The organism is Pseudomonas benzopyrenica (assembly GCF_036884265.1).
In the GTDB taxonomy this organism is placed as follows: Bacteria; Pseudomonadota; Gammaproteobacteria; order Pseudomonadales; family Pseudomonadaceae; genus Chryseomonas; species Chryseomonas benzopyrenica.
In genome coordinates, this window is record NZ_CP145723.1 from 2,822,348 (window position 1) to 2,844,917 (window position 22,570).

The window sequence follows — 22,570 nt, forward strand, 5'->3', positions numbered from 1 at the left end:
AGCGCTGGCAGGCAAAGACAATAGCTTCGCCAGGGGTTGTTGCCTTAATAGCGCCATGAGCGGATGCCCCCGGCATCTCCCCTTCCAGTCTGGCAGTACGGCACGCGCAGATGATCACTCTCGAAACCCCGACCTACTACACGGCCACCAAGAAATACGACCTGAGCTTTCCTTCGCTGGCGGACGATATCGAAGCCGACGTCGTCGTCATCGGCGGGGGCTTCTCCGGGATCAACACCGCGCTGGAGCTGGCCGAAAAGGGCATCACCAACATCGTGGTGCTGGAAGCCCGCCACCTCGGCTTTGGCGGTACCGGTCGCAACGGCGGCCAGATCATGGCCGGCATCGGTCACGACCTGGAGAAGATCAAGAAGGAGGTGGGCGAAGACGGCCTGCGGCAGATCTTCGAGATCAGCGACCTCGGCGCCGACATCATCAAGGCGCGCATCGCCCGCTACGACATCGACGCCGACTTCTGTCACGGCTACGGCTACATGGGCTTCAACGAGCGGCAGGCGAAGACCCTGCGCACCTGGGAGAAGGAATTCAAGTCCACCGGCACTCCGCACGAGATCCGCTTCCTGGCCGGCCGCGAGGTGCGCGAGATCATCGGCTCGGACGCCTACAGCTGCGCCCTCCTGCATCGTGGCGGCGGCCATGTGCATTCGCTGAACCTGCTGCTGGGCGAAGCCAAGGCGGCCGCCAGCCTGGGGGTGCGCATCTTCGAATTCAGCCCGGTGCTGGACGTCAGCTACGGCGAGCGCATCAAGGTGCGCACCGGCCGCGGCACCGTCACGGCCAGCAAGCTGCTCTGGGCCTGCGACAGCTTCCTCAACAAGCTGGAACCCGAGCTGCACCGCACCACCATCAACACCTACGCCTTCCAGATCGTCACCGAACCCCTGGCGGATGAGCTCATCCAGCGCATCAGCCCGATTCGCGGGGCCTACAGCGACATCCGTCCGGTGATCGACTACTACCGGGTGACCAACGAGAACCGCTTGCTGTTCGGCTCGGCCACGTCCCTGGTCGAGCATATCCCCAAGGATCTCAAGGCCTGGAATCGCAAGCTCATGCTGAAGATCTTCCCCTACCTCGCCGAGGTGAAGATCGATCTGGCCTGGGGGGGCCCCATGGCGGTGAGTCCCAATCTGTTTCCGCAGATCGGCACCCTGCCCGGCCGGCCCAACGCCTTTTTCGTCCAGGGTTACTCGGGCTTCGGCGTCACCCCCAGCCACATCATCTGCAAGGTGCTGGCCGAGGGCATGAGCGAAGGCTCGGCGCGCTATGACCTGATCAGCTCCATCCGGCGCATCGAGGTCACCGGCAAGGATATCTTCGGGCCACTGCTCCTCACCGGCGGCAAGACCTGGCATCAGGTGTCCGGCTACTGGAATGGTCGTCGCTAACCCTTTTTCCCAACAGGAGTCCACCATGTCGCTGCATCCCATCACCCGCCACATCACCCTCGACCAGCTCGATCCCTGGGGCACCGTGGCCGATCTCGGCTCGGAGCTTCTTGCCGGCGACGGCAAGGCCTACGGCAAGATGACCGCCGGTGCGCCCACCGACGCCGTCAGCGCGGCCTATTTCGGCGTCAGCAAGAGCACCTTTCGCATGACCTATCCCTTCAACGAACAGGCCACGGTGGTCACCGGCGAGGTGCTGCTGACGGACGAATCCACCGGCGAGACCACCCGCTTCGGCGTGGGCGATACCTGGTACGTGGAAAAAGGCACCCCGGTGCGCTGGGAGATCCTCAGCGACAGCTTCGTCAAGCACTACCACGCCGTGGCCTGACCATGGGCGACGCCCTGGCCCGGCAATGTCTGCTGGCCTGTGCCAGGGCGGGCGGCGCCTCCCTGGCGGCGCTCTATCGCATCGACCACCAGGCGCGCCCGGCGGATTTCCAGCTGCTGGGCCTCGCCACGCCCATGCACCAGAGCTACCTGGAGCGCTATCAGGGCAGCGATCCGCTGCATCCGCGCCACTGCCAGAACCTCGCCATCGATCTCGTTCCCTTGCGCCTCGGCCAGGCGGCCCAGGCGGCGGGCAGCCGCGAACGCTATGCCGGCTTTCTCGCCCGCCACGGCATCTGCGATGTGGTGGAGATCTTCGCCCGCCAGGCCGGGCAGGCGGTGCTGGGGCTATCCCTGCTGCGGCGGGAGGCCGAAGGCGCCTTCAGTGCCGGGGAGCTCGAACGGCTGCAGGGTCTGCAGGCCATGCTCGCGCTGGCGCTGCCCCGTCTCGCCACCCACTCCGCCTCCGTGGGTCTGACCGCCCTCACCCCCCGCGAGCGCGAACTCGCTGAGCTGTTGCGCGCCGGCCACGGCAACAAGCGCCTGGCGCAGTTGCTGGGGATCGGCCTGCCCACGGTGAAGACCCACCTCATCAATCTCTACCGCAAGGTGGGAGTAGCCAATCGCACCGAACTGGTCACGGCGCTCTTTCTCTGAGCGGCGCCCGCCTCAACCATCCGGTTGATGGGCAAGGCGCCGGGCACCGCTGAACATGACGACTCCCTTCCTGCACTGGAGTCGCATCATGAGTTCAACGTCCGACTGGATCACCGTAGGCGCCCTGGCCGATGGCTTCGCTCCCGAGGGCTTCGTGTTGCCGGCCAACGCCGCGCTGCAAGGCCGCCACCTCACCCTGCATTTCGCCAACGGTTGGCGCATCGAACATCGTTTCACCGCGGAGCGACTGGAATGGCACCTGGAGAACGGCGGCGGCGAGGCGAGCTATCGGGCCACCACCCTGAGGCCAGAGGTCTTTTTGGTGGACTTCATCAAGCGCGAGAACGACCAGGACTGGTCGGTGACCCTGGTGCTGGACCTGCCCAACCAGGCCTTCACCGCTGTGCTCGGTCGGCTACCTACCCTCGCCGCCACCCGTGAAGGCCTCTATGCCCGGGCCCTGGCGGGTCAGTCGCTGACCGGCGTCGAGGTGGAGATTCTGCACGGCAGCCTGGATCGACCCTGGCAGGACGGTGCCTGCCCGCACGCGCCGACCCGGGAGCTGGTCGGGCTGCGCAATCTCTATCGCTACAGCCCAACCGAGGTCTATGAACACCTTTACCTCAACGAGAACTTCTATACCTGGCAATGCCTGCAGGGCGTGGAAGGCGGCCTGACCGACACCGATCGCTGCCACTACTACCGCATCGCCGAGCGCCTCTATCTGTTCGTCTGGCGCGAGAAGATCGTACCCACCCTCGGCGTGCTGCTGATCGACCTCGACCAGCACCGTAGTGATGGCAAGATCTGGGGCTATAGCGATGCCGACTGCCAGGCCTGGAGCAACTTCCCGGTCGCGTCCCATTGCCAGGTGCTCAACCGCACCGAGTACCCGGCATGAGCGGCCGGGTGGTGGTCATCACCGGTGCCGGTACCGGCATCGGCGCCGCCTGCGCCCGGCGCTTCGCCAGCCAGGGCGATCGGGTGGTGCTGATCGGTCGGCGCCGCGAACCCCTGGAGCGCCTGGCGGGCGAGATCGGCGGGCTGGCCTTGAGCGGTGACGCCGCCGACCCCGACGCCTGGCTCGGGCTGACCGCCGACATCCAGCGGCAGCTTGGCGGAATCGACGTATTGATCGCCAACGCCGGCGGCCATGGCCTGGGCAGCGCCATCGATACCTCCCCGGAAAATTGGGCGGCCGCGCTGCGCAGCAACCTCGACAGCGCCTTCTTCAGCGCCCGCGCCTGTCTGCCAGCGCTCATCGAGCGGCGCGGCAACCTGGTGCTGGTGGCGTCCATCGCGGCCCTGGTCGCCGGCCCCGAGGTATGCGGCTATACCACCGCCAAGCACGCCCTGCTCGGCCTGACCCGCTCCCTGGCGCGGGACTACGGCCCCCTGGGGGTGCGTGCCAACGCCGTCTGTCCGGGCTGGGTACGCACGCCCATGGCCGATGCCGAGATGCAGCCGCTGATGCAGGCCCACGGCGAGGATCTGGACGCCGCCTATGCCCGGGTCTGCGCCGACGTCCCCCTGCGTCGCCCTGCCGCGCCCGAGGAGATCGCCAGCGTCTGCGCCTTTCTCGCCTCCGCGGAAGCCGCCATGGTCACCGGCACCCTGCTGGTGGCCGATGGCGGCGCCTCCTGCGTCGACCTGCCGACCCTCGCCTTCACCCGCCTGGGAGACGCCTGACATGAGCCTTTTCGATTTCCGCGAGCGCCAGGTGCTGGTCACCGGCGGCGCCCAGGGCATCGGTCGGGCGCTGGTCGAGGGCTTCGCCCGGGCCGGCGCGCAGGTCCGGATCGCCGATCTGCAGGCGCAGACGGCGGCGGCCCTGGCCGCCGACTTGACCGCCCAGGGCCTGGCCGTGGAGGCAGCCGGCGCCACCGATCTCGCCGTACCGGACAGCGCCGCGGCGCTGCTGGCCGGTCTCGACCGGCTGGACGTTGTGGTGCACAACGCGGCCTTCTTCCCCCTCACCGATTTCGCCGCCATCACCCCGGCGCTGCTGGAGCGCACCCTGGCGGTCAATCTCGCCGCCTGCTTCTGGCTGGCCCAGGCCGCCACGCCGCTGATGCGGCGCCAGGGCGGTGGCAGCCTGCTGATTACCTCCTCGGTGACCGGCCCGCGCTTCGCCTATCCCGGTCTCGCCCACTACGCCGCCTCCAAGGCCGGGGTGAACGGCTTCATCCGCGCGGCGGCCCTGGAACTGGCGGCGGACCAGATCCGCGTCAACGGCGTGGAACCCGGGATGATCCGGACGCCGGCGCTGGACAACCTGGGGGACGACGCCAATGCCGCCCATATCGCGAGCGGCGTCCCGCTCGGGCGCCTGGGCGAGCCGCAGGACATCGCTGCCGCCATGCTCTTCCTGGCCTCCGATGCCGCACGCTACATCACCGGCCAGACCCTGGTGGTGGATGGCGGCGCCGGTCTGGCGGAGGTACGACCGGCCCCCTGATCCACACACCCGTCGCTGGCAGAGCGCGTCAAGGCAGGCGGCAGTCAGAGGCAAGCCCGCGCCGAGCCGGCCTGCCTAAGCTGCCCCATCGCCGCTCGACCGGCTCGATGACAACTACAAGGACCTTGCCATGCCTACCACTGCCCTCCTCGCTCCGCTCGACCGCGTCACGGCCTTTCTCGATCAGGTCCATGGCAGCTTCATCGACGGCCAGACCGTCACCGGCGCGAACGACCTATTCGAGGTGCTCGACCCGGCCACCGCCCAGCCCATCTCCCGCACCCATCTGGCCGATGGCGCCACCGTGGACCGCTGCGTAGCCGCGGCCCGGGCGGCCTTCGACAGCGGCAGCTGGAGTCGCCTGCGGCCGGCCGATCGCGAGCGCATCCTGCTCAGGTTCGCCGACCTCGTCGAGCAGCACGGCGAGGAACTGGCCCAGCTGGAGACCCTGGAACAGGGCAAGTCCATCCATATCGCCCGCGCCATCGAGGTCGGCGGCAGTGTCGAATACATGAGGTACATGGCGGGCTGGGCGACCAAGCTGGAAGGCCAGACCCTGGACGTCTCCATCCCGGTACCGGCTGGCGCCCGCTACAACGCCTACACCCGCCGCGAGGCCGTAGGCGTGGTGGCCGGCATCGTGCCGTGGAATTTCCCGCTGATGATCGCCCTGTGGAAGGTCATGCCGGCCCTGGCGGCGGGCAATTCCATCATCATCAAGCCCGCCGACGAGACCCCGTTGACCGTGCTGCGGGTCGCGGCCCTGGCCATCGAGGCCGGGATACCGGCGGGGGTGTTCAACGTCCTCATCGGTCGCGGCGCCGAGGCCGGGGCGGCGCTGGTCGCCCACCCCGGTGTCAACAAGGTGTCCTTTACCGGCTCCACCGCCGTGGGCAAGCAGGTGGGCATGGCCGCCCTGCAGAACATGACCCGCTTCTCTCTCGAACTGGGCGGCAAGAATCCCATGCTGCTGCTGGACGACGCCGACCTGGAGAAGGCCGTGGGCGGCGCCCTCATGGGTGGACTGCTCAACCAGGGGCAGGTCTGCGCCGCGGCGTCGCGCTTCTTCGTGCCGCGCCGACTGCACGCGGCCTTCCTCGAAGCCCTGAGCGCCGCCGTGGGCGGCATGACCCTGGGCGCGGGTCTGGATCCCAACGCCCAGATCAATCCGCTGGTCTCGCGCAAGCAGCAGCGTAGCGTGCTGGATCATCTGCAGCAGGCCCGGCAGCAAGGGGCGAAGGTCACTGTGGGAGGCGCTGCGCCAGACCTGCCCGGCTTCTTCGTGCAACCGACGGTGCTGGAGGTGAACGCGGAGATGAGCGTGGCCCAGGAAGAGGTGTTCGGCCCGGTACTGTCGGTGCTGGCCTACGATGATCTGGACGAGGCCCTGCGGCAGATCAACGCCAGCCGCTATGGCCTGACCGCGAGCATCTGGAGCAACGACCTCAGCCGCACCCTGGACCTGATCCCGCGCATCGAGGCCGGCACGGTCTGGGTCAACAGCCACGTCCCGGTGGATCCCAACCTGCCCTTCGGTGGCTACAAGCAGTCCGGCATCGGGCGCGAATTCGGCCGCGGCGCGGTGGAAGCCTTCACCGAACTCAAGTCGGTCTGCATCGCCTACTAGGCGACCAGCACGCGGGCGCCGCGATAATCCCGCGGCGCCACGCCGAATTGCTGCTTGAAGGCGCGACTGAAATGCGCCGCATCGCTGAAGCCCCAACGAAAGGCGATCTCGGTGATGGGCAGATGATCCTGACTGCCATCGCGCAGATCGGCGGCGCAGCGCGCCAGGCGGCGATGGCGAATCCACTCGCTGATGCCCATGGCATCTTCCGCGAACAGCCGGTACAGCTGCCGCAGGGACACGCCGATGCCCTCGGCCACCTGGGCCGGCGACAGGCTGGCTTCGTGCAACCGCTCCAGGATGAAGGCTTCGGCGCCACGGCGTTGCAGGGCCGCTGGCTGCAGGGCCAGCCCCTTAGCCGCCGACTCAGCGGTCAGCGCCGGCCCGAGCAGTGCCAGGATCACTTCCTGCAGTGCGCTCTGCTCGTCCGCGCGTACCGGCACGGCACCCTCGATCGCCAGCAGTTCCCGGTAGAAGGACAGTAGCGTTCGGCCACTCAGGGTATGTCGCGCCACCTTGCCAAAGGTCAGTTGGTCGCCCGTCAGATGGGCCAGCACCTCGCGGCGCGGCAGGTGCAGCGACAGGTGTTCCATCAGCCCCTGGGGCTCGACCTCGAAGTCAGCCGCCGAGTCGACCAGCGCCAGGTCGCCCGGCTCCAGGGCCAGGGTACGGTCGAACTGATGGACGAGGGAGCGACCGCTCCCCTGCAGCACCAGGAAGCAATGGCGGTCGCCATCCTGGGCGCCTGCGGGGAGGCGCCGCGCGATGCGGGTGGCGTTGGTGCGAATCTGCACCTGCTCCAGTCCGGCCAGGCAACCCGGCCTTACCTGGCCGATGAACAGCGCGCCGCCGAGGCCGCGCTCGGCCTGGAAGCGCGCGCCACAGGCGCCGTGCAGGCTGTGCAGCCAGCCATCGAAGGTATCGCCAGAAGCCGTGCCTGTGTCCATGCCGGGTCTCCCAAGAGCGTCATGCGGCCTAACTAGTTAACATATTATCGATCTGATCCCAAGGGCCAATCCTGGCCGCCCATCCGCTATGAAAAGTACAAGGCGTGGTGCGGAAAAGCCATTCAGTCGCGGCAGGCGGCCGGCGATGCTGGGGTCAGTCGCCTGGAGCGAACCCACAACAACAAAGAGACGGAGTCCTGCCCGCCATGAAACCCGAAGACTATCGCGCCGAAGCCAATCGTCCCCTGACCGGCGCCGAATACCTCGCCAGCCTCAGGGACGACCGCGAGATCTACATCTACGGCGATCGCGTCAAGGACGTGACCACCCACCCGGCCTTTCGCAACGCCGCGGCCTCCATGGCCAAACTCTACGACGCCCTGCACGACCCGGCCACCAAGGAGAAGCTGTGCTGGGAGACCGATACCGGCAACGGCGGCTACACCCACAAGTTCTTTCGCTTCGCCCGTTCCCCCAGCGACCTGCGCGAGCAGCGCGACGCCATCGCCGAATGGTCGCGACTGACCTACGGCTGGATGGGCCGCACCCCGGACTACAAGGCCGCCTTCGGCAGCGCCCTGGGTGCCAACCCGGAGTTTTACGGGCGCTTCGAGCAGAACGCCCGTACCTGGTACCAGCGCATCCAGGAATCCTGCCTCTATCTCAACCACGCCATCGTCAACCCGCCCATCGACCGCGACAAGCCGGTGGATCAGGTCAAGGACGTGTTCATCTCGGTGGACGAGGAAGTCGAGGGCGGCATCATCGTCAGCGGCGCCAAGGTGGTGGCCACCAACTCCGCCCTCACCCACTACAACTTCGTCGGCCAGGGCTCGGCGCAGTTGCTGGGCGACAACACCGACTTCGCGCTGATGTTCATCGCCCCGATGAACACCTCCGGCATGAAGCTGATCTGCCGGCCCTCCTACGAGCTGGTGGCCGGCATGACCGGCGCACCCTTCGACTATCCGCTGTCCAGCCGCTTCGACGAGAACGACGCCATCCTGATCATGGACCGGGTGTTCATCCCCTGGGAGAACGTGCTGATCTACCGCGACTTCGAGCGCTGCCGGCAGTGGTTTCCCCAGGGGGGGTTCGGTCGGCTGTTCCCCATGCAGGGCTGCACTCGGCTGGCGGTCAAGCTGGACTTCATCACCGGCGCCCTGTTCAAAGCCCTGCAATGCACCGGCTCCCTGGAATTCCGCGGCGTCCAGGCCGCCATGGGCGAGGTGGTCGCCTGGCGCAACCTGTTCTGGTCGCTGACCGACGCCATGCACGGCAACGCCAGCGAGTGGAAGAGCGGTGCCTGGCTGCCTAGCGCCCAAGCCCTGCAGGCCTATCGGGTGCTGGCGCCCCAGGCCTATCCGGAGATCAAGAAGGTCATCGAGCAGGTGGTGGCCAGCGGCCTGATCTATCTGCCCAGCGGCTCGCGGGACCTCAAGGACCCGATGCTGGACAAGTATCTCGCCACCTACTGCCGCGGCTCGGCCGGCATGGGTCACCAGGAACGCATCAAGATCCTCAAGCTGCTGTGGGATGCCATAGGCACCGAATTCGGCGGGCGTCACGAGTTGTACGAGATCAACTACGCCGGCAGCCAGGACGAGATCCGCATGCAGGCGCTGCGCCACGCCCAGGGCACCGGGGCGATGAAGCAGATGACCGACCTGGTGGAGCGCTGCATGGCCGACTACGACCTCGACGGCTGGACCGTGCCGCATCTCACCAATCCCGACGACATCAACATGCTCGATCGCATCCGTCAGTGAGGAGCTCGCCCATGAACGCGCTCACCCCCGTGCAACAGGCCTTTCGCAACGCCATGGCGGCGCTGTCCGCTGCGGTCAACGTCATCACTACCGATGGTCCAGGAGGGCGCTGCGGCATCACCGCCACGGCGGTCTGCTCGGTCACCGACAGCCCACCCACCCTGCTGGTCTGCGTCAACCGCAGCAGTGCCATGAATGCCGTGTTCAAGACCAATGCGCGGCTGTGCGTCAACGTCCTGGCCGGCGAGCACGAAGAGGTGGCGCGCCACTTCGCCGGCATGACCGGGGTGGACATGGACGAGCGCTTCGCCCGCCACACCTGGGGCCAGAGCGCCCAGGGGCTGCCGCTGCTGGAGGATGCCCTGGCCAGCCTGCAGGGCCGCATCGTCGAGACCCAGGAGGTGGGCACCCATTCGGTGTTCCTGGTGGAACTCGACGAGATCGCCACCCGTGAACACTGCACCGGCCTCGTCTACTTCGGCCGCCACTTCCACCAATTGCAGCCGGTGTCGGCGGCCTAGCAAGAACGCCGGCCGTCCGCTACCGCCGCGCGATGCCGCTGGCGGTAGTCGCCCGGAGTGGCCCCGGCCTGGCGGAGGAAGAAGCGACTGAAGTAGGCCGGGTCCTTGAAGCCGAGGCCGTAGCAGATCTCGTTGGCCGAGGCGCCGGTGAACACCAGCAGGCGCTTGGCCTCCTGCATCAACCGGTCATGGATCAGCCGCTTGGACGGCAATCCGCCAATGCGGCGACAGCTGTCGTTAAGGCGCGCCTCGGTCACTCCGAGTCGCTCGGCATAGCGCGCCAGCGGCCAATGCTCGGTGTAGTGGGTTTCGATGAGCTCGTTGAAACGACGAAAGACCAGGAGGTCTTCATGACGAACGGATTGGGCAGCGCGCGAGCGCGGCGCCAGGCGCAACAGGCTGATGAACAACAGCCGCGCCAGGGCTCTCAGGCTGCTCGGCTGGGCCGGGCGCGGCGCCTGGGTCTCCAGCCGCAAGAGCTCGAACAGCGCGGCGAGGCGGTCGGCCTCCTCGCGATCGAGGCCGGTCAGGTCGCCCAGGGGCACGCACAGCGGCTGGAACGGCGTCCCCGGCGACAGCTCGGGCGCCTCGTCCAGCAGCGTCCAGACCAGTTGCTGGCGCACCGTGAGCACATGGCCGTCGCTACCTTCTTCCGTGGTGAAGGCATGGGGCACCGGCGGCGGCGTCAGGAAGAACAGCGGTCCCTCCTCCTCGTAATGCTGGTCATCGAGAAAGACCCGCACCCGCCCACTGGCGACGTAGTGCACCTGGAAGAAACGGTCGTGGCGATGGGCGCGCATGTTGCGGCCAAAGAACTCGGCGAGGTTACCCAGGGCGTCGTAATGCACCTCGGCGTCAGCGTAGCGCTGATCGTAGACCTCGCCGATATGGATGTTGGGAATGGGCAACAGCTGCGGCGTGGCGCGGGGCATGGCAGGCCTTCTTGTGGTTGTTCGGAAAGCTTAGCGGAGCCACCGACCCTTGACGATCATTAACATCTTAACTATATCATTAACATATTAATAAATACGGCCAGCAAAACCGTTCGGGAGAGACCATGACCCCAGCCCTACCCACCCCCAGCGGCACCCTGTTCGGTGTCGCGCTCAACTACCGGGGCCTGCTCGACAGTCGCCTCGCCGAATTCGGTGACAAGCCCTACCTCAAACCGCCGCAGCGTCCGGTGCTGTTCATCAAGACGCCCAATACCCGCAACGGCCATGAGGGTTCGGTGACGGCGCCGGCCGGCGAACGTCTGCAACCCGGTCCGGCGCTGGGGGTGGTGATCGGTCGCCGCGCCAGCCGCGTCCAGCCCGCCGACGCTCTGGACCACATCGCCGGTTACCTGGTGGTCAACGAATTCAGCCTGCCCGAAGACAGCTACTACCGCCCGGCGGTAAAGGCCAAGTGCCGCGACGGCTTCTGTGCCCTGGGTGACCAGCTGGTGCCACGCGACGCCGTGGCTGCGGTCGAGGACCTCACCCTGCGCCTGCTGGTGAACGGTGAGGTGCGCCAGGAAAACACCACCGCCAACTGGGTCCGCGGCCTGCCGCAACTGTTGGCGGAGATCACCGAGTTCATGACCCTGGACGTCGGCGACGTCCTGATCACCGGTACCCCGGAAGGCCGGGTGGACGTGGTCCCGGGGGATCGGGTGGAGGTGGTCATCGACGGCATCGGCCGGCTGGCCAACACCGTGGTCGCGGAGGTGCGTCCATGAAACACGCGCGCATCCGCCACCAGGGCGTCGTCCTCCAGGTCACCCTGGACGACGAACTGAACATCCGCCTGCCCAATGGCGAACGCCTGTCCGCCGGTGCCGTGGAGTGGCTGCCGCCGGCTACCGGCACCATGTTCGCCCTCGGCCTCAACTATGCCGACCACGCCCGCGAACTGGCCTTCACGCCGCCGACCGAACCGCTGGCCTTCATCAAGTCGGCCGGCACCTACACCGGCCATAACCAGGTGACCTGGCGCCCGGATGGTGTCGACTACATGCACTACGAGTGCGAACTGGTGGCGGTGATCGGCAAGCCGGCGCGCCACGTCAAGCGCGGGGACGCCCTGGACTACCTGGTCGGCTACACCGTCTGCAACGACTACGCCATCCGCGACTACCTGGAGAACTACTACCGGCCCAACCTGCGCGTAAAGAACCGCGACGCCACCACCCCGGTCGGCCCCTGGATCGTCGACGTCGCCGACGTGCCGGACCCGGGCAATCTGCGGCTGCGCACCTGGATCAACGGCACCCTCACCCAGGAGGGCACCACCGCCGACATGATCTTCGACATCCCCTACCTCATCGAATACTTCTCCAGCTTCATGACCCTGCAACCGGGCGACATGATCGCCACCGGCACGCCCGAGGGCCTGGCCGACGTGGTGCCGGGGGATGAGGTGGTGGTGGAAGTGGAAGGCGTGGGCCGCCTGGTCAACCGCATCGTCAGCGAAGCCGCTTTCTTTGCCAACCCGGCTTCGACCAAGCACACCAAGGGAGTCTGAACATGATCAAGCACTGGATCGACGGCCGCGAAGTCGAGAGCGCCGAGTCCTTCACCAACTACAACCCGGCCACTGGCGAAGCCCTGGGCGAGGTCGCCAGCGGCGGCCCGCGCGAGATCGACCAGGCGGTGGCCGCGGCCAAGGCAGCCTTCCCCAAGTGGGCCGCCACCCCGGCCAAGGAACGCGCTCGGTTGATGCGCAAGCTGGGCCAACTGATCGACCAGAACGTGCCCAACCTGGCCGAGCTGGAAACCCTGGATACCGGTCTGCCGATCCACCAGACCAAGAACGTGCTGATCCCCCGCGCCTCGCACAACTTCGAGTTCTTCGCCGAGGTCTGCACCCGCATGGACGGCCACAGCTATCCGGTGGACGACCAGATGCTCAACTACACCCTGCACCAGCCGGTGGGGGTCTGTGGCCTGGTCTCGCCGTGGAACGTACCGTTCATGACCGCCACCTGGAAGACCGCGCCCTGCCTGGCGTTGGGCAATACCGCGGTACTCAAGATGAGCGAACTCTCGCCGCTCACCGCCAATGAACTGGGCCGCCTGGCCCTGGAAGCCGGCATTCCGCCGGGCGTGCTCAACGTGGTCCAGGGTTACGGCGCCACCGCTGGCGACGCCCTGGTGCGTCACCCGGACGTGCGCGCCATCTCCTTCACCGGCGGCACCGCCACCGGCCGCAAGATCATGCAGACGGCGGGGCTGAAGAAGTACTCCATGGAGCTGGGCGGCAAGAGCCCGGTGCTGATCTTCGCCGATGCCGACCTGGACCGCGCCTTGGACGCCGCGCTGTTCACCATCTTCTCGCTCAATGGCGAGCGCTGCACCGCCGGCAGCCGCATCTTCATCCAGGAAGACGTCTACGACCAGTTCGTCGCCGAGTTCGCCGCGCGCGCCAAGCGCCTGCTGGTGGGCGATCCTCAGGATCCCAAGACCCAGGTCGGCTCCATGATCACCCAGGCGCACTACGACAAGGTCACCGGCTACATCCGCATCGGCCTCGAAGAAGGCGCCAATCTGCTGGCCGGCGGCCTGGAGCGTCCGGCCAATCTGCCCGCGCATCTGGCCAAGGGGCAGTTCATCCAGCCCACGGTGTTCGCCGACGTCGACAACCGCATGCGCATCGCCCAGGAGGAGATCTTCGGTCCGGTGGTCTGCCTGCTCACGTTCAAGGACGAAGCCGAGGCGCTGCGCCTGGCCAACGACACCGACTATGGCCTGGCTTCCTATGTCTGGACCCAGGACATCGGCAAGGCCCACCGCCTGGCCCAGGGCATCGAGGCCGGCATGGTGTTCATCAACAGCCAGAACGTGCGCGACCTCCGCCAGCCCTTCGGCGGCGTCAAGGGCTCGGGCACCGGCCGTGAAGGCGGCGAATACAGCTTCGAGGTCTTCACCGAGGTGAAGAACGTCTGCATCTCCATGGGCAACCATCACATCCCCCGCTGGGGCCTTTGATCGCCATCCCCACCGGCCAACCACCACCGGGGCGCGCGCCGCCCCGGTCAGGAGAACACCATGGGCACCCTCGCACTCGCGGCCAAGATCACCCACGTCCCTTCCATGTACCTGAGCGAACTGGACGGCCCGCGCAAGGGCTTTCGCCAAGCCGCCATCGATGGCCACCGGGAGATCAGCCGCCGCTGCCGCGAACTGGGCGTCGACACCCTGGTGGTGTTCGATACCCACTGGCTGGTCAATGCCAACTACCACATCAATTGCGGTCCGCACTTCAAGGGGCTGTACACCAGCAATGAGCTGCCGCACTTCATCGCCAACATGGACTACGAGTTTCCCGGCAATCCGGCGCTGGGCAAGCTGCTGGCGGGGAGCGCCAACGCTCTGGGCGTGGAGACCATGGCCCACGACGCCACCACCCTGGCACCGGAGTACGGCACCCTGGTGCCGATGCGCTACATGAACGCCGACCAGCACTTCAAGGTGATCTCGGTCTCGTCGCTGTGCACCTCCCATTACCTGCACGACAGCGCCCGCCTGGGCTGGGCACTGCGGCGCGCGGTGGAAGACCACTACGACGGAACCGTCGCCTTTCTCGCCAGCGGCTCGCTGTCCCATCGCTTCGCCCAGAACGGCCAGGCACCGGAATTCGCCACCAGGATCTGGAGCCCCTTCCTGGAAACCCTGGACGAGCGCGTGGTGCGCATGTGGCAGGACGGCGACTGGGCGGAATTCTGCGGCATGCTTCCGGAATACGCCGCCAAGGGCCATGGCGAAGGCTTCATGCACGACACCGCCATGTTGCTCGGCGCCCTCGGCTGGAGCGACTACGACGGCCAGGTCGAGGTGCTGACGCCCTACTTCGCCGCCTCCGGGACCGGGCAGATCAACGCCCTCTTCCCGGTCACCGCGCAGACCGGCGCCGCCATTCCCCGCCCCCAGGCCAGCGCCCCCGCCAACGTCCCCAACAGCAGCCGCCTGTGACGGCGGCGCGGAGCCTTTCGCCATGCCCCATCTGACCCTGCTCTACAGCCCCGACCTCGACGGCGACGCCGAGCTGCCCACGCTCTGCCGGGCGCTGGCCGACACCTTGCTCGCCCAGCGCGATTCGGCCGGCAAGGCCATCTTTCCCACCGGCGGCGTGCGGGTGCTGGCCTATCCGGCGGCCCACGCGGCCATCGCCGATGGCCAGGGCGATTACGGCTTCCTTTACGCCAATCTACGCATGGGCGCTGGGCGCGCATCAGCGCTGCACCGTCAGGTCGGCGACGCCCTGCTCGCCACCCTGGAGCAGCACCTGAGCGCCCTGCTGGAACGGCGACCGGTCGGCATCACCCTGCAGATCGATGAAAGCCCCGGCCAGGTCTACGACGGCAAGCGCAGCAGCCTGCACCCGCTGTTTCGCTAACCCACCGAGCACGTCCTACAACAACAATAACGCGAGGTTTCCCATGCCCCAGGCGCTGGATATTCCCGCCTCCGCCGCCCAGGCGACGACGCCCTATCGCCGTATCGCCTGGCGGCTGATGCCGCTGCTGTTGGTCTGCTATCTCTTCGCCCACCTGGATCGCATCAACATCGGCTTCGCCAAGGCGCAGATGAGCGCCGATCTACACTTCAGCGATACCGTCTACGGCTTCGGCGCCGGACTGTTCTTCATCGCCTACGCGCTGTGCGGCGTGCCCAGCAACCTGGCACTGGAGCGGGTCGGGCCACGGCGCTGGATCGCCCTGCTGATGGTGGTCTGGGGCCTGCTCTCGGCCGGCATGTTCCTGGTGCAGACGCCAGTGGCCTTCTACACCCTGAGATTTCTGCTCGGCGCCGCCGAAGCCGGCTTCTTTCCCGGCATCCTGGTCTATCTGGCGCGCTGGTTCCCGGCCCGGCGACGCGGCAGCGTCACCGCGCTGTTCGCCCTGGCGGTGCCCCTTGCCGGGGTACTCGGTGGCCCCCTGTCCGGCGCCCTGCTCGACGCCTTTCGCCAAGGGCCGCTGCTGCGCGGCTGGCAGTGGATGTTCCTGCTCGAAGGCCTGCCGGTGGTCCTGCTCGGCCTGCTGGTACTGCGCGCCCTGCCCGATGGCTACCAGAGCGTCGGTTGGCTGGACGAGCGCCAGAAGGCCCGGCTGCACGAGGACTTCGCCCAGGAAGAAGCCGGCAAACCGGTGACCTCCACCGCCGGCCTGCTGCGCAGCGGTCATCTCTGGTTGCTGGTGGCCAGCTATTGCGCGGTGATGCTGGCGGTCAACACCCTGGCCTTCTGGATGCCGGCGCTGATCCACGGCGCCGGCATCGGCAGCGACGGTCAGGTCGGCCTGCTCAGCGCCCTGCCGTACCTGGCGGGATGCCTGTTCATGCTCGCCGCCGGCCGCTCCTCCGACCGCCACCGCGAGCGCCGCTGGCACCTGGCCGTGCCGTTGCTCATGGCCGCGCTGGGCCTGGCCCTGGCCAGCCTGCTGCCCCAGGCGCCCTGGCCGGTGATGCTCGGCCTGGTGCTCGCCGGCATGGGCGCCAGCGCCGCCCTGCCGCAATTCTGGCAACTGCCCCCGGCCTTTCTCGGCCAACGGACCTTGGCCGCCGGCATCGGCCTGATCAGCTCCCTGGGCAGCATCGCCTCCTTCGGCGCGCCCTTCTTCATCGGCTGGATGCGCGACACCACCCAGAGCAGCGCCCTGGCGCTGCAGGTGCTCGCCGTGCTCATCGCGCTCGGCGCCCTGCTGGTGCTGCGCACCCCCGCCCATCTCGTCAATCCTCAAGGACACTAAGCCATGCTCGACACCGCCTTCCTCCACGCCGCCGCGCGTCGCCTCGACCAGGCCGAGCGCTCCCGCGAACAGATCGGCCAGCTCTCCCTGGAGCGACCCGAGATCACCCTCGACGACGCCTACGCCATCCAGCGTGCCTGGGTCGAGCAGAAGCTCGCCGATGGCCGCAAGCTGGTGGGCCACAAGATCGGTCTGACCTCGCGCGCCATGCAAGTCTCGTCCAACATCAGCGAACCCGACTACGGTGCGCTGCTGGACGACATGTTCTTCGACGAGGGCACCGACATCCCCTTCCAGCGCTTCATCGTGCCGCGGGTGGAGGTGGAGCTGGCCTTCATCCTCGGCAAGCCGCTACGTGGCCCCAACTGCACCCTGTTCGACGTGCTGGCCGCCACCGACTACGTGATCCCCGCGCTGGAAATCATCGACGCGCGCATCCAGCAGGTCGATCCCCAGACCCAGGCCACGCGCAAGGTGTTCGACACCATCTCCGACAACGCCGCCAACGCGGGGGTAGTCCTGGGCGGCAAGGCCGTGCGCCCCCACGACCTGGACCTGCGCCGGGTACCGGCCATCCTCTATCGCAACGGCGTCATCGAGGAATCCGGCGTCTCCGCCGCGGTACTCAACCATCCGGCCAAGGGCGTGGCCTGGCTGGCCAACAAGCTGGCCGCCCACGACGTGACCCTGGAAGCGGGCCAGATCATCCTTGGTGGCTCCTTCACCCGTCCGGTGGCGGCGCGGCCCGGCGATACCTTCCACGTCGACTACGACCAGCTCGGCAGCATCGCCTGCCGCTTCGTCTGAGGAGCGCCCATGGACCTGCCACTGAACACCTTCAAGCAACGCCTCAAGGGCGGCGAGCCGCTGATCGGCCTCTGGGTCGGCCTGGCCGACGCCTATGCCGCCGAACTGGCCGCGACCCTCGGCTACGACTGGCTACTGCTCGACGGCGAGCACGCGCCCAACGATCTGCGCGGTCTGCTCGGCCAATTGCAGGCGGTAGCGCCCTATCGCAGCCAGCCCATCGTGCGCCCACCGATAGGCGATGCGGTGCTGATCAAGCAGTTGCTCGACATCGGCGCCCAGACCCTGCTGGTGCCCATGGTGGAATCCGCCACCCAGGCGCGCGAGCTGGTGCGGGCCATGCGCTACCCGCCCGAGGGCATTCGCGGCGTCGGCAGCGCCCTCGCCCGGGCCTCGCGCTGGAACACCGTGCCCGACTACCTGAGTCGCGCCGAGGAGCAACTCTGCCTGCTGGTGCAGGTGGAGAACCGCGCGGGCCTTGCCGCCCTGCCGGAGATCCTGGCGGTCGAGGGCGTCGACGGCGTCTTCATCGGCCCCGCCGACCTCAGCGCGGCCCTGGGCCATAGAGGCAATCCAGGGCATCCCGAGGTGCAGGCCGCCATCGAGACGGCCATCGGCCAGATCGTCGCCAGCGGCAAGGCCGCCGGCATTCTCAGCGCCGACCAAGGCCTCGCTCGGCGCTACCTGGAACTGGGCGCGACCTTCGTCGCCGTGGGCGTTGACACCAGCGTGCTGGTCAAGGGGCTGCAGACCCTGCTGGCAGCCTTCAAGGACGTGCAGCCCGTGGCAGGCGGCGGCGTCTACTAGAGGTCCTGCGCGGATTCGGCGGGCGGCGCCGCCCCGCCTTCCGGCTCGATCCGCTTGAGTTCTTCGAGCAGACCGATCAGCGTCCCGAGCTTTTCTTCGCCGAATTGTTCGAGGATGCGCTGATAGTTCGCCTCCATGCCGCCGGCCATGGCGGCAAAGCAGGCCTCGCCCTGGGCGGTCAGCTTGACGTGTACCCGTCGGGCATCCCGGGCGTTGCGATAGCGCTCCACATAACCCGTCTGCTCCATCCGCACCAGCACCCCGGACATGCTCGGCTTGAGGATGCAGGCCTGATTGGCCAGTTCGTGCATTTCCGTATCGCCACGCTGCTTGAGCAAGCGGATGACCCGCCACTGCTGCTCGGTAAGGCCATGCTGATTGAGCAATGGCCGGAAAAAGGCCATGGCGGCTTCGCGTGCTTGCAGCAGGGTCAGAGTCAGGGAAACGCGGGGGGTCAACATCGATGGGCTCGGCGGCGAAAGAGGCTCAATCGTACACGCTGCGCGAGCGCCGGACCCAAGGGGTTTTGCCAGGCCTTGAGCACAGTCGACTCTCATCGTTGCAATTGGCCTTGAAAAGGGTCGCTCCTGGAATCGCTCTGGCCGCGCAATCGACTCGGTTGCCAAGCGTCGAACAAGCGGACATGGCCTTTTCACCAAGCCCCTGCGGGACCCTGAGGTCTTCGCGGATGGATGATACAGGCCTCCGATACCGCGCTTACTTCCTTACCATCAAGACGAGGATCCGGTCCGCGAGCGGCAATACTTCTGATCAAGAATAAGTAGCGATACTTTCTCAAATACCGCATTCGCTCCGTACGAATGGAATGACGAAGAATGGATGCTGATCGAGTCGCCATCACCCTAGCTACCGCAGAACGCCTGGATCCTGCCATAACAGACACTTCACCAGTCATTCGAAGAATCGCTAGCGGGGGTTTATCACGTAACCAGGCATTCAAATACGCATCGCAAAAACCTTTACTGGAGCAACTTAGCCTTATTCCGCTAAGTTCCAGTTAATCGTCACCACGGCACTAGGCCACTATAAATTTAATATCTGTCCATCCGAAAGACTGATCATTGACGTCATTAACCCGTCATTGGTCCTCGCTAGCGTCGCACGCTAGCTTCTTCGCAGGAGCTTGCAGATGTTCAAGAATTTTCGCATTGGCACTCGCCTCATCGTGTCCTTCATCGCCGTGGCGTCCATCAGCCTGCTGGTGGGATTGGCGGGTCTGAGCAACAGCAGCCAGATCAACGATCTGGCGACCCAGCTTTATCAAAACGAATTGCTCGGGCTTTCGTACATCAAGGAGGCCAACCTGAATCTCGTTTTCATCGGTCGCGCACGCAGCAACTACCTGCTGGCGACCAGTGATGAAGACCGCCGTCGCGCCCAGGCGGAGGTCAAGCTGGGCCTCGCCAACGTCAGAGACAACCTCGCCAAGGCCCGACCGCTGTTCAGCAGCGAGGCCTCGGCGACCAACTTCCGGCAGATCGACGAATTGCTCGGCAGCTACACCTCGCAGCTGGACCAGGCGATGACGATCGCGGGCACCAGGGCGCTGCGTGACGCCGACCCGGAGCTGGACAACCAACTGGCCAGCGTCCGCCGTTATGGCGATCAGGTCGGCGTGCTGATGACCGAGCTGTCCAAGCGCAAGGAGCAGAACGCCAGCGACGCCAACGACCTCACCGACCAGATCTATGCCCGCAGTCGAGTCATGCTGATCGGCCTCATCGCGGTCGGTGTGGCCTTTGGCATCCTGCTCGGCTTCCTGATGAGCCGCAGCATCACCCGCCCCCTGCGCGCCGCGGTCGCGATCGCCGATCGCCTGGCCGCCGGCGACCTCACCCAGCGCATCGAGGCCGAGGGCCGTGACGAGACCGCGGCCCTGCTCCGCGCCATGGGCGGCATGAACCAGCGCCTGGGGCAGATCATCAGTGACGTCCGCAGTGCCTCCGATGGCCTGGCCAGCGCCTCGGAAGAGATCTCCGCCACCGCCCAGAGCATCAGCCAGGCCAGCACCGAGCAGGCCGCTTCGGTCGAGGAGACCAGCGCCAGCGTCGAGCAGATGTCGGCCTCCATCGCCCAGAACACCGAGAACGCTAAGGTCACCGACGGCATGGCCGGCAAGGCCAACCGCGAGGCGAACGAAGGCGGTCAGGCCGTGAGAGACACCCTGGTGGCCATGAAGACCATCGCCGCCAAGATCGGCATCATCGACGACATCGCCTACCAGACCAATCTGCTGGCACTCAACGCGGCCATCGAAGCGGCGCGCGCCGGTGAGCATGGCAAGGGCTTCGCGGTGGTGGCCTCCGAGGTGCGCAAGCTGGCGGAACGCAGCCAGGTGGCGGCCCAGGAGATCAGCAATGTCGCCCAGGGCAGCGTGGCCCTGGCCGAACGCGCCGGCTCGCTGCTGGACGACATGGTGCCCTCCATCAGCAAGACCTCCGACCTGGTGCAGGAGATCACCGCCGCTTCGGAAGAACAGAGCGCTGGCGTCGACCAGATCAACAGCGCCATGCTGCAACTGAGCCAGGTGACCCAGCAGAACGCCTCGGCCTCCGAGGAACTGGCCGCCACCGCCGAAGAGATGAGCAGCCAGGCCGAGCAGTTGCAGCAACTGATGGAGTTCTTCGTCCTGAACGGCGCCTCGTCCACGCAACGCTTGGCGCACCCCGCTACCAAGGGGTCGGAACCGGGCCTGGCCAAGCGAGCCGCAGCGCTGGTCGACAGCTCCCGGCACACGACCCAAGGTCGCGTACCCACTGGCTATGCGCTTTTCGAGGAGCCTGCCTGATAGCGAGCCGACCCTGGCGAAGGTGTTCACCCCGGGTGAGCATCTTCAGCTGCAGGACGCTCCGCGGAAGCTGTCAAGCCTGCCCTATCATCCCTGCACTGCAGGGATCGGCGAAGGGGTACGCCTGCAAAACATCAGCGGCGTAGGCCGAGAAACTCCTGCAGTCGCAGCGCTATCAGTCTGACCTCCGCCTTTTCGGAGAAACCGACCCGTGGCCAGTCATAGCGGCTGTCACATTCGGTGGCATGGCCGCTGTCGGCTTTCAGCTGCTTGAAGAAGTGTCTGGTTTCAACGATCCCTCGACCTGCCCTTCTGGCATGGGATTCGACGTCGAAGGCAATCTCGCCCAGATTGCCCTCCGCCAGACCCGCAGCGGGCCGGTACAGGAAGAGCTGGCCACGTTCGGCCTTTACACAGCGAAAGCCCTGCCCGTTTTCCATTTCGTACAAGGCGCCGTAGATATCCGTGAGCAATCTTCTGGCCGTCTCGAACACATACCCATCCATCTATCCAGCTCCCTGCTTTTCGGCAAAAGATCGCGGCAACACCGGTATGGGCGCGGATCAATAGAGAACCCTAGCAGTCGTTCAGGAATTAACTCCCGACGGAAACATCGCCTCACAGTTGCCAGACATGGATAGATAGGCGAATCAGATCCTGGCCACGCGGTTTCCCGGCCCACAGGGGCCAAGGAACGTCTTGACGAAGGACACGACGATGCGCCGTACCTGTCTCAGGATCCTGTGCAGACCTCGACAAGTCGCGGTAGGAATTAATGATCAGCCAGGCTTTCGCCGTGGACGCCACCGCGTGGCGGACAGTCATCTCAGCGGGCCATCGACAGGCCCGCGCCTGATGCCGGAGCGGACCTAGCCCTTGAAACCCTTGCCCACCAGATAGACCTCACGCGAGCGGGGACGCGAGGCTTCGGGCTTGCGGATCGATACCTTCTCGAAGGAGGTGCGTACGTCCTTCAGGAAGACATCGGAGCCTTCGCCCTGGAACACCTTGACCACATAGTTGCCGCCCGGCTTGAGCACCTGGCGCACCATGTCGAGGGTCAGCTCCACCAGGTACATCGCCGCCGCTTGGTCGGCCGCCGCGACGCCGCTGATGTTGGGCGCGATGTCGGAGACGATCAGATCGGGCTGCCGGCCATCGAGCACGCCGAGGATCTTCTGGAAGACGGCATCGTCGGTGAAGTCGCCCTGGACGAAGTCGACGTTGTCGAGGGCTCCCATCGGCAAGATGTCGGTGGCCACCACGCGGCCCTTTTCGCCGACGATGCCCCCGGCCACCTGCGACCAGCCACCCGGGGCCGAGCCCAGGTCCATGACCAGCATGCCCGGGCGGATCAGCTTGTCCTTTTCGTTGAGCTCGATCAGCTTGTAGCTGGAGCGCGAGCGCAGGCCGTCTTTCTGAGCGCGTTTGACGAAGGGATCGTTGACGTGTTCATCCAGCCAGCGACGGCTGCTTTTGGATCTTTTCATGTTGGAGCTACCACGGGAAAGCGGGTGAGAAGCGGACGCACGCCAGGTCTGGCCGGCCGCGAAGTGGCGGCGATTATAAGCCGATAACGCCCCGGGACGAATCAGGGATCGCCCGGGTGACCGCCAGACCGCCCAGAGGCGCGCCCATCGTC

General features: G+C 66.5%; 23 protein-coding genes. 18 read left to right on the plus strand and 5 right to left on the minus strand.

The annotated features are described in order from the left end of the window. The first annotated feature begins 110 nt into the window (after nucleotides 1-110). The 7 genes from V6W80_RS13370 (at nucleotide 111) to V6W80_RS13400 (ending at nucleotide 6,541) form a co-directional block, all read left to right on the plus strand. On the plus strand, nucleotides 111-1,409 hold the full coding sequence (locus V6W80_RS13370) for an NAD(P)/FAD-dependent oxidoreductase (protein WP_338544510.1): 1,299 nt from the start codon (nucleotides 111-113) through the stop codon (nucleotides 1,407-1,409). A 25-nt stretch (nucleotides 1,410-1,434) separates the two neighbouring features. Further along, the gene (locus V6W80_RS13375) at nucleotides 1,435-1,800 is read left to right on the plus strand and encodes a cupin domain-containing protein (protein ID WP_017641356.1); all 366 of its coding nucleotides are present in this window, start codon (nucleotides 1,435-1,437) and stop codon (nucleotides 1,798-1,800) included. Between the two features lie 2 nt (nucleotides 1,801-1,802). After that, entirely contained in the window at nucleotides 1,803-2,456 is a 654-nt protein-coding gene (locus tag V6W80_RS13380; RefSeq protein ID WP_184287378.1) for a LuxR C-terminal-related transcriptional regulator, read from the plus strand. Nucleotides 2,457-2,544: 88 nt separating this feature from the next. Beyond that, on the plus strand, nucleotides 2,545-3,357 hold the full coding sequence (locus tag V6W80_RS13385) for a molybdenum cofactor biosynthesis F family protein (RefSeq protein WP_338544511.1): 813 nt from the start codon (nucleotides 2,545-2,547) through the stop codon (nucleotides 3,355-3,357). Further along, entirely contained in the window at nucleotides 3,354-4,145 is a 792-nt protein-coding gene (locus V6W80_RS13390) for an SDR family NAD(P)-dependent oxidoreductase (RefSeq protein ID WP_017641359.1), read from the plus strand. Before V6W80_RS13385 ends, V6W80_RS13390 begins: the two co-directional genes overlap by 4 nt. A gap of 1 nt (nucleotide 4,146) precedes the next feature. Further along, a complete protein-coding gene (locus tag V6W80_RS13395; protein WP_093252122.1) occupies nucleotides 4,147-4,914 on the plus strand; it encodes an SDR family oxidoreductase in 768 nt (255 codons plus the stop codon). A 130-nt stretch (nucleotides 4,915-5,044) separates the two neighbouring features. Then, nucleotides 5,045-6,541, plus strand: coding sequence for an aldehyde dehydrogenase family protein (locus V6W80_RS13400; protein WP_338544512.1), 1,497 nt, complete (start codon nucleotides 5,045-5,047; stop codon nucleotides 6,539-6,541). Here V6W80_RS13400 and feaR read toward each other — a convergent pair. After that, entirely contained in the window at nucleotides 6,538-7,488 is a 951-nt protein-coding gene (gene feaR, locus V6W80_RS13405) for a transcriptional regulator FeaR (protein ID WP_338544513.1), read from the minus strand. The genes V6W80_RS13400 and feaR overlap by 4 nt on opposite strands. Before the next feature lie 206 nt (nucleotides 7,489-7,694). On the opposite strand from feaR, the gene hpaB reads away from it, so the two are divergent. Further along, nucleotides 7,695-9,257, plus strand: coding sequence for a 4-hydroxyphenylacetate 3-monooxygenase, oxygenase component (gene hpaB, locus V6W80_RS13410; RefSeq protein ID WP_017641363.1), 1,563 nt, complete (start codon nucleotides 7,695-7,697; stop codon nucleotides 9,255-9,257). An 11-nt stretch (nucleotides 9,258-9,268) separates the two neighbouring features. After that, complete coding sequence (gene hpaC / locus V6W80_RS13415; RefSeq protein ID WP_017641364.1) at nucleotides 9,269-9,778, plus strand: 4-hydroxyphenylacetate 3-monooxygenase, reductase component; 510 nt, start codon at nucleotides 9,269-9,271, stop codon at nucleotides 9,776-9,778. On the opposite strand, the gene hpaA is transcribed toward hpaC, so the two are convergent. Continuing rightward, nucleotides 9,775-10,710 carry a 4-hydroxyphenylacetate catabolism regulatory protein HpaA gene (gene hpaA, locus V6W80_RS13420; protein WP_017641365.1) on the minus strand — a complete coding sequence of 312 codons (936 nt, stop codon included), beginning with the start codon at nucleotides 10,708-10,710 and terminating at the stop codon, nucleotides 9,775-9,777. The genes hpaC and hpaA overlap by 4 nt on opposite strands. Before the next feature lie 125 nt (nucleotides 10,711-10,835). Here hpaA and V6W80_RS13425 point away from each other — a divergent pair, with 125 nt between their 5' ends. From V6W80_RS13425 to hpaI, 8 genes are read left to right on the plus strand one after another with little or no spacing between them, the layout of a single operon-like run. Then, on the plus strand, nucleotides 10,836-11,498 hold the full coding sequence (locus tag V6W80_RS13425) for a fumarylacetoacetate hydrolase family protein (protein ID WP_064308553.1): 663 nt from the start codon (nucleotides 10,836-10,838) through the stop codon (nucleotides 11,496-11,498). Then, nucleotides 11,495-12,283, plus strand: coding sequence for a fumarylacetoacetate hydrolase family protein (locus tag V6W80_RS13430; RefSeq protein ID WP_338544514.1), 789 nt, complete (start codon nucleotides 11,495-11,497; stop codon nucleotides 12,281-12,283). Before V6W80_RS13425 ends, V6W80_RS13430 begins: the two co-directional genes overlap by 4 nt. 2 nt (nucleotides 12,284-12,285) lie before the next feature. Beyond that, entirely contained in the window at nucleotides 12,286-13,746 is a 1,461-nt protein-coding gene (gene hpaE, locus V6W80_RS13435) for a 5-carboxymethyl-2-hydroxymuconate semialdehyde dehydrogenase (protein WP_064308555.1), read from the plus strand. 60 nt (nucleotides 13,747-13,806) lie between these two features. Next, a complete protein-coding gene (hpaD, locus tag V6W80_RS13440; protein ID WP_093252146.1) occupies nucleotides 13,807-14,730 on the plus strand; it encodes a 3,4-dihydroxyphenylacetate 2,3-dioxygenase in 924 nt (307 codons plus the stop codon). Between the two features lie 22 nt (nucleotides 14,731-14,752). Next, nucleotides 14,753-15,154 carry a 5-carboxymethyl-2-hydroxymuconate Delta-isomerase gene (locus tag V6W80_RS13445; RefSeq protein WP_064309040.1) on the plus strand — a complete coding sequence of 134 codons (402 nt, stop codon included), beginning with the start codon at nucleotides 14,753-14,755 and terminating at the stop codon, nucleotides 15,152-15,154. A gap of 43 nt (nucleotides 15,155-15,197) precedes the next feature. Further along, a complete protein-coding gene (locus tag V6W80_RS13450) occupies nucleotides 15,198-16,505 on the plus strand; it encodes an MFS transporter (RefSeq protein ID WP_064309039.1) in 1,308 nt (435 codons plus the stop codon). A gap of 3 nt (nucleotides 16,506-16,508) precedes the next feature. Beyond that, nucleotides 16,509-17,312: a 2-oxo-hept-4-ene-1,7-dioate hydratase gene (hpaH, locus tag V6W80_RS13455; RefSeq protein ID WP_017641372.1), complete on the plus strand. Its 804-nt coding sequence runs from the start codon at nucleotides 16,509-16,511 to the stop codon at nucleotides 17,310-17,312. Nucleotides 17,313-17,321: 9 nt separating this feature from the next. Then, the gene (hpaI, locus tag V6W80_RS13460) at nucleotides 17,322-18,119 is read left to right on the plus strand and encodes a 4-hydroxy-2-oxoheptanedioate aldolase (RefSeq protein WP_338544515.1); all 798 of its coding nucleotides are present in this window, start codon (nucleotides 17,322-17,324) and stop codon (nucleotides 18,117-18,119) included. On the opposite strand, the gene hpaR is transcribed toward hpaI, so the two are convergent. Then, the gene (gene hpaR / locus V6W80_RS13465; RefSeq protein ID WP_338544516.1) at nucleotides 18,116-18,580 is read right to left on the minus strand and encodes a homoprotocatechuate degradation operon regulator HpaR; all 465 of its coding nucleotides are present in this window, start codon (nucleotides 18,578-18,580) and stop codon (nucleotides 18,116-18,118) included. The genes hpaI and hpaR overlap by 4 nt on opposite strands. Nucleotides 18,581-19,269: 689 nt before the next feature. Between hpaR and V6W80_RS13470 the strand changes: the two genes are divergently transcribed. Further along, complete coding sequence (locus V6W80_RS13470; RefSeq protein WP_017641375.1) at nucleotides 19,270-20,928, plus strand: methyl-accepting chemotaxis protein; 1,659 nt, start codon at nucleotides 19,270-19,272, stop codon at nucleotides 20,926-20,928. Nucleotides 20,929-21,062: 134 nt separating this feature from the next. Here the strand turns inward: V6W80_RS13470 and V6W80_RS13475 are convergent, their stop codons facing one another. Both V6W80_RS13475 and rlmE read right to left on the minus strand, forming a co-directional pair. After that, nucleotides 21,063-21,434, minus strand: coding sequence for a hypothetical protein (locus V6W80_RS13475; protein ID WP_338544517.1), 372 nt, complete (start codon nucleotides 21,432-21,434; stop codon nucleotides 21,063-21,065). 363 nt (nucleotides 21,435-21,797) lie between these two features. Next, nucleotides 21,798-22,418: a 23S rRNA (uridine(2552)-2'-O)-methyltransferase RlmE gene (gene rlmE, locus V6W80_RS13480; RefSeq protein WP_017641377.1), complete on the minus strand. Its 621-nt coding sequence runs from the start codon at nucleotides 22,416-22,418 to the stop codon at nucleotides 21,798-21,800. Nucleotides 22,419-22,570 lie beyond the last annotated feature (152 nt).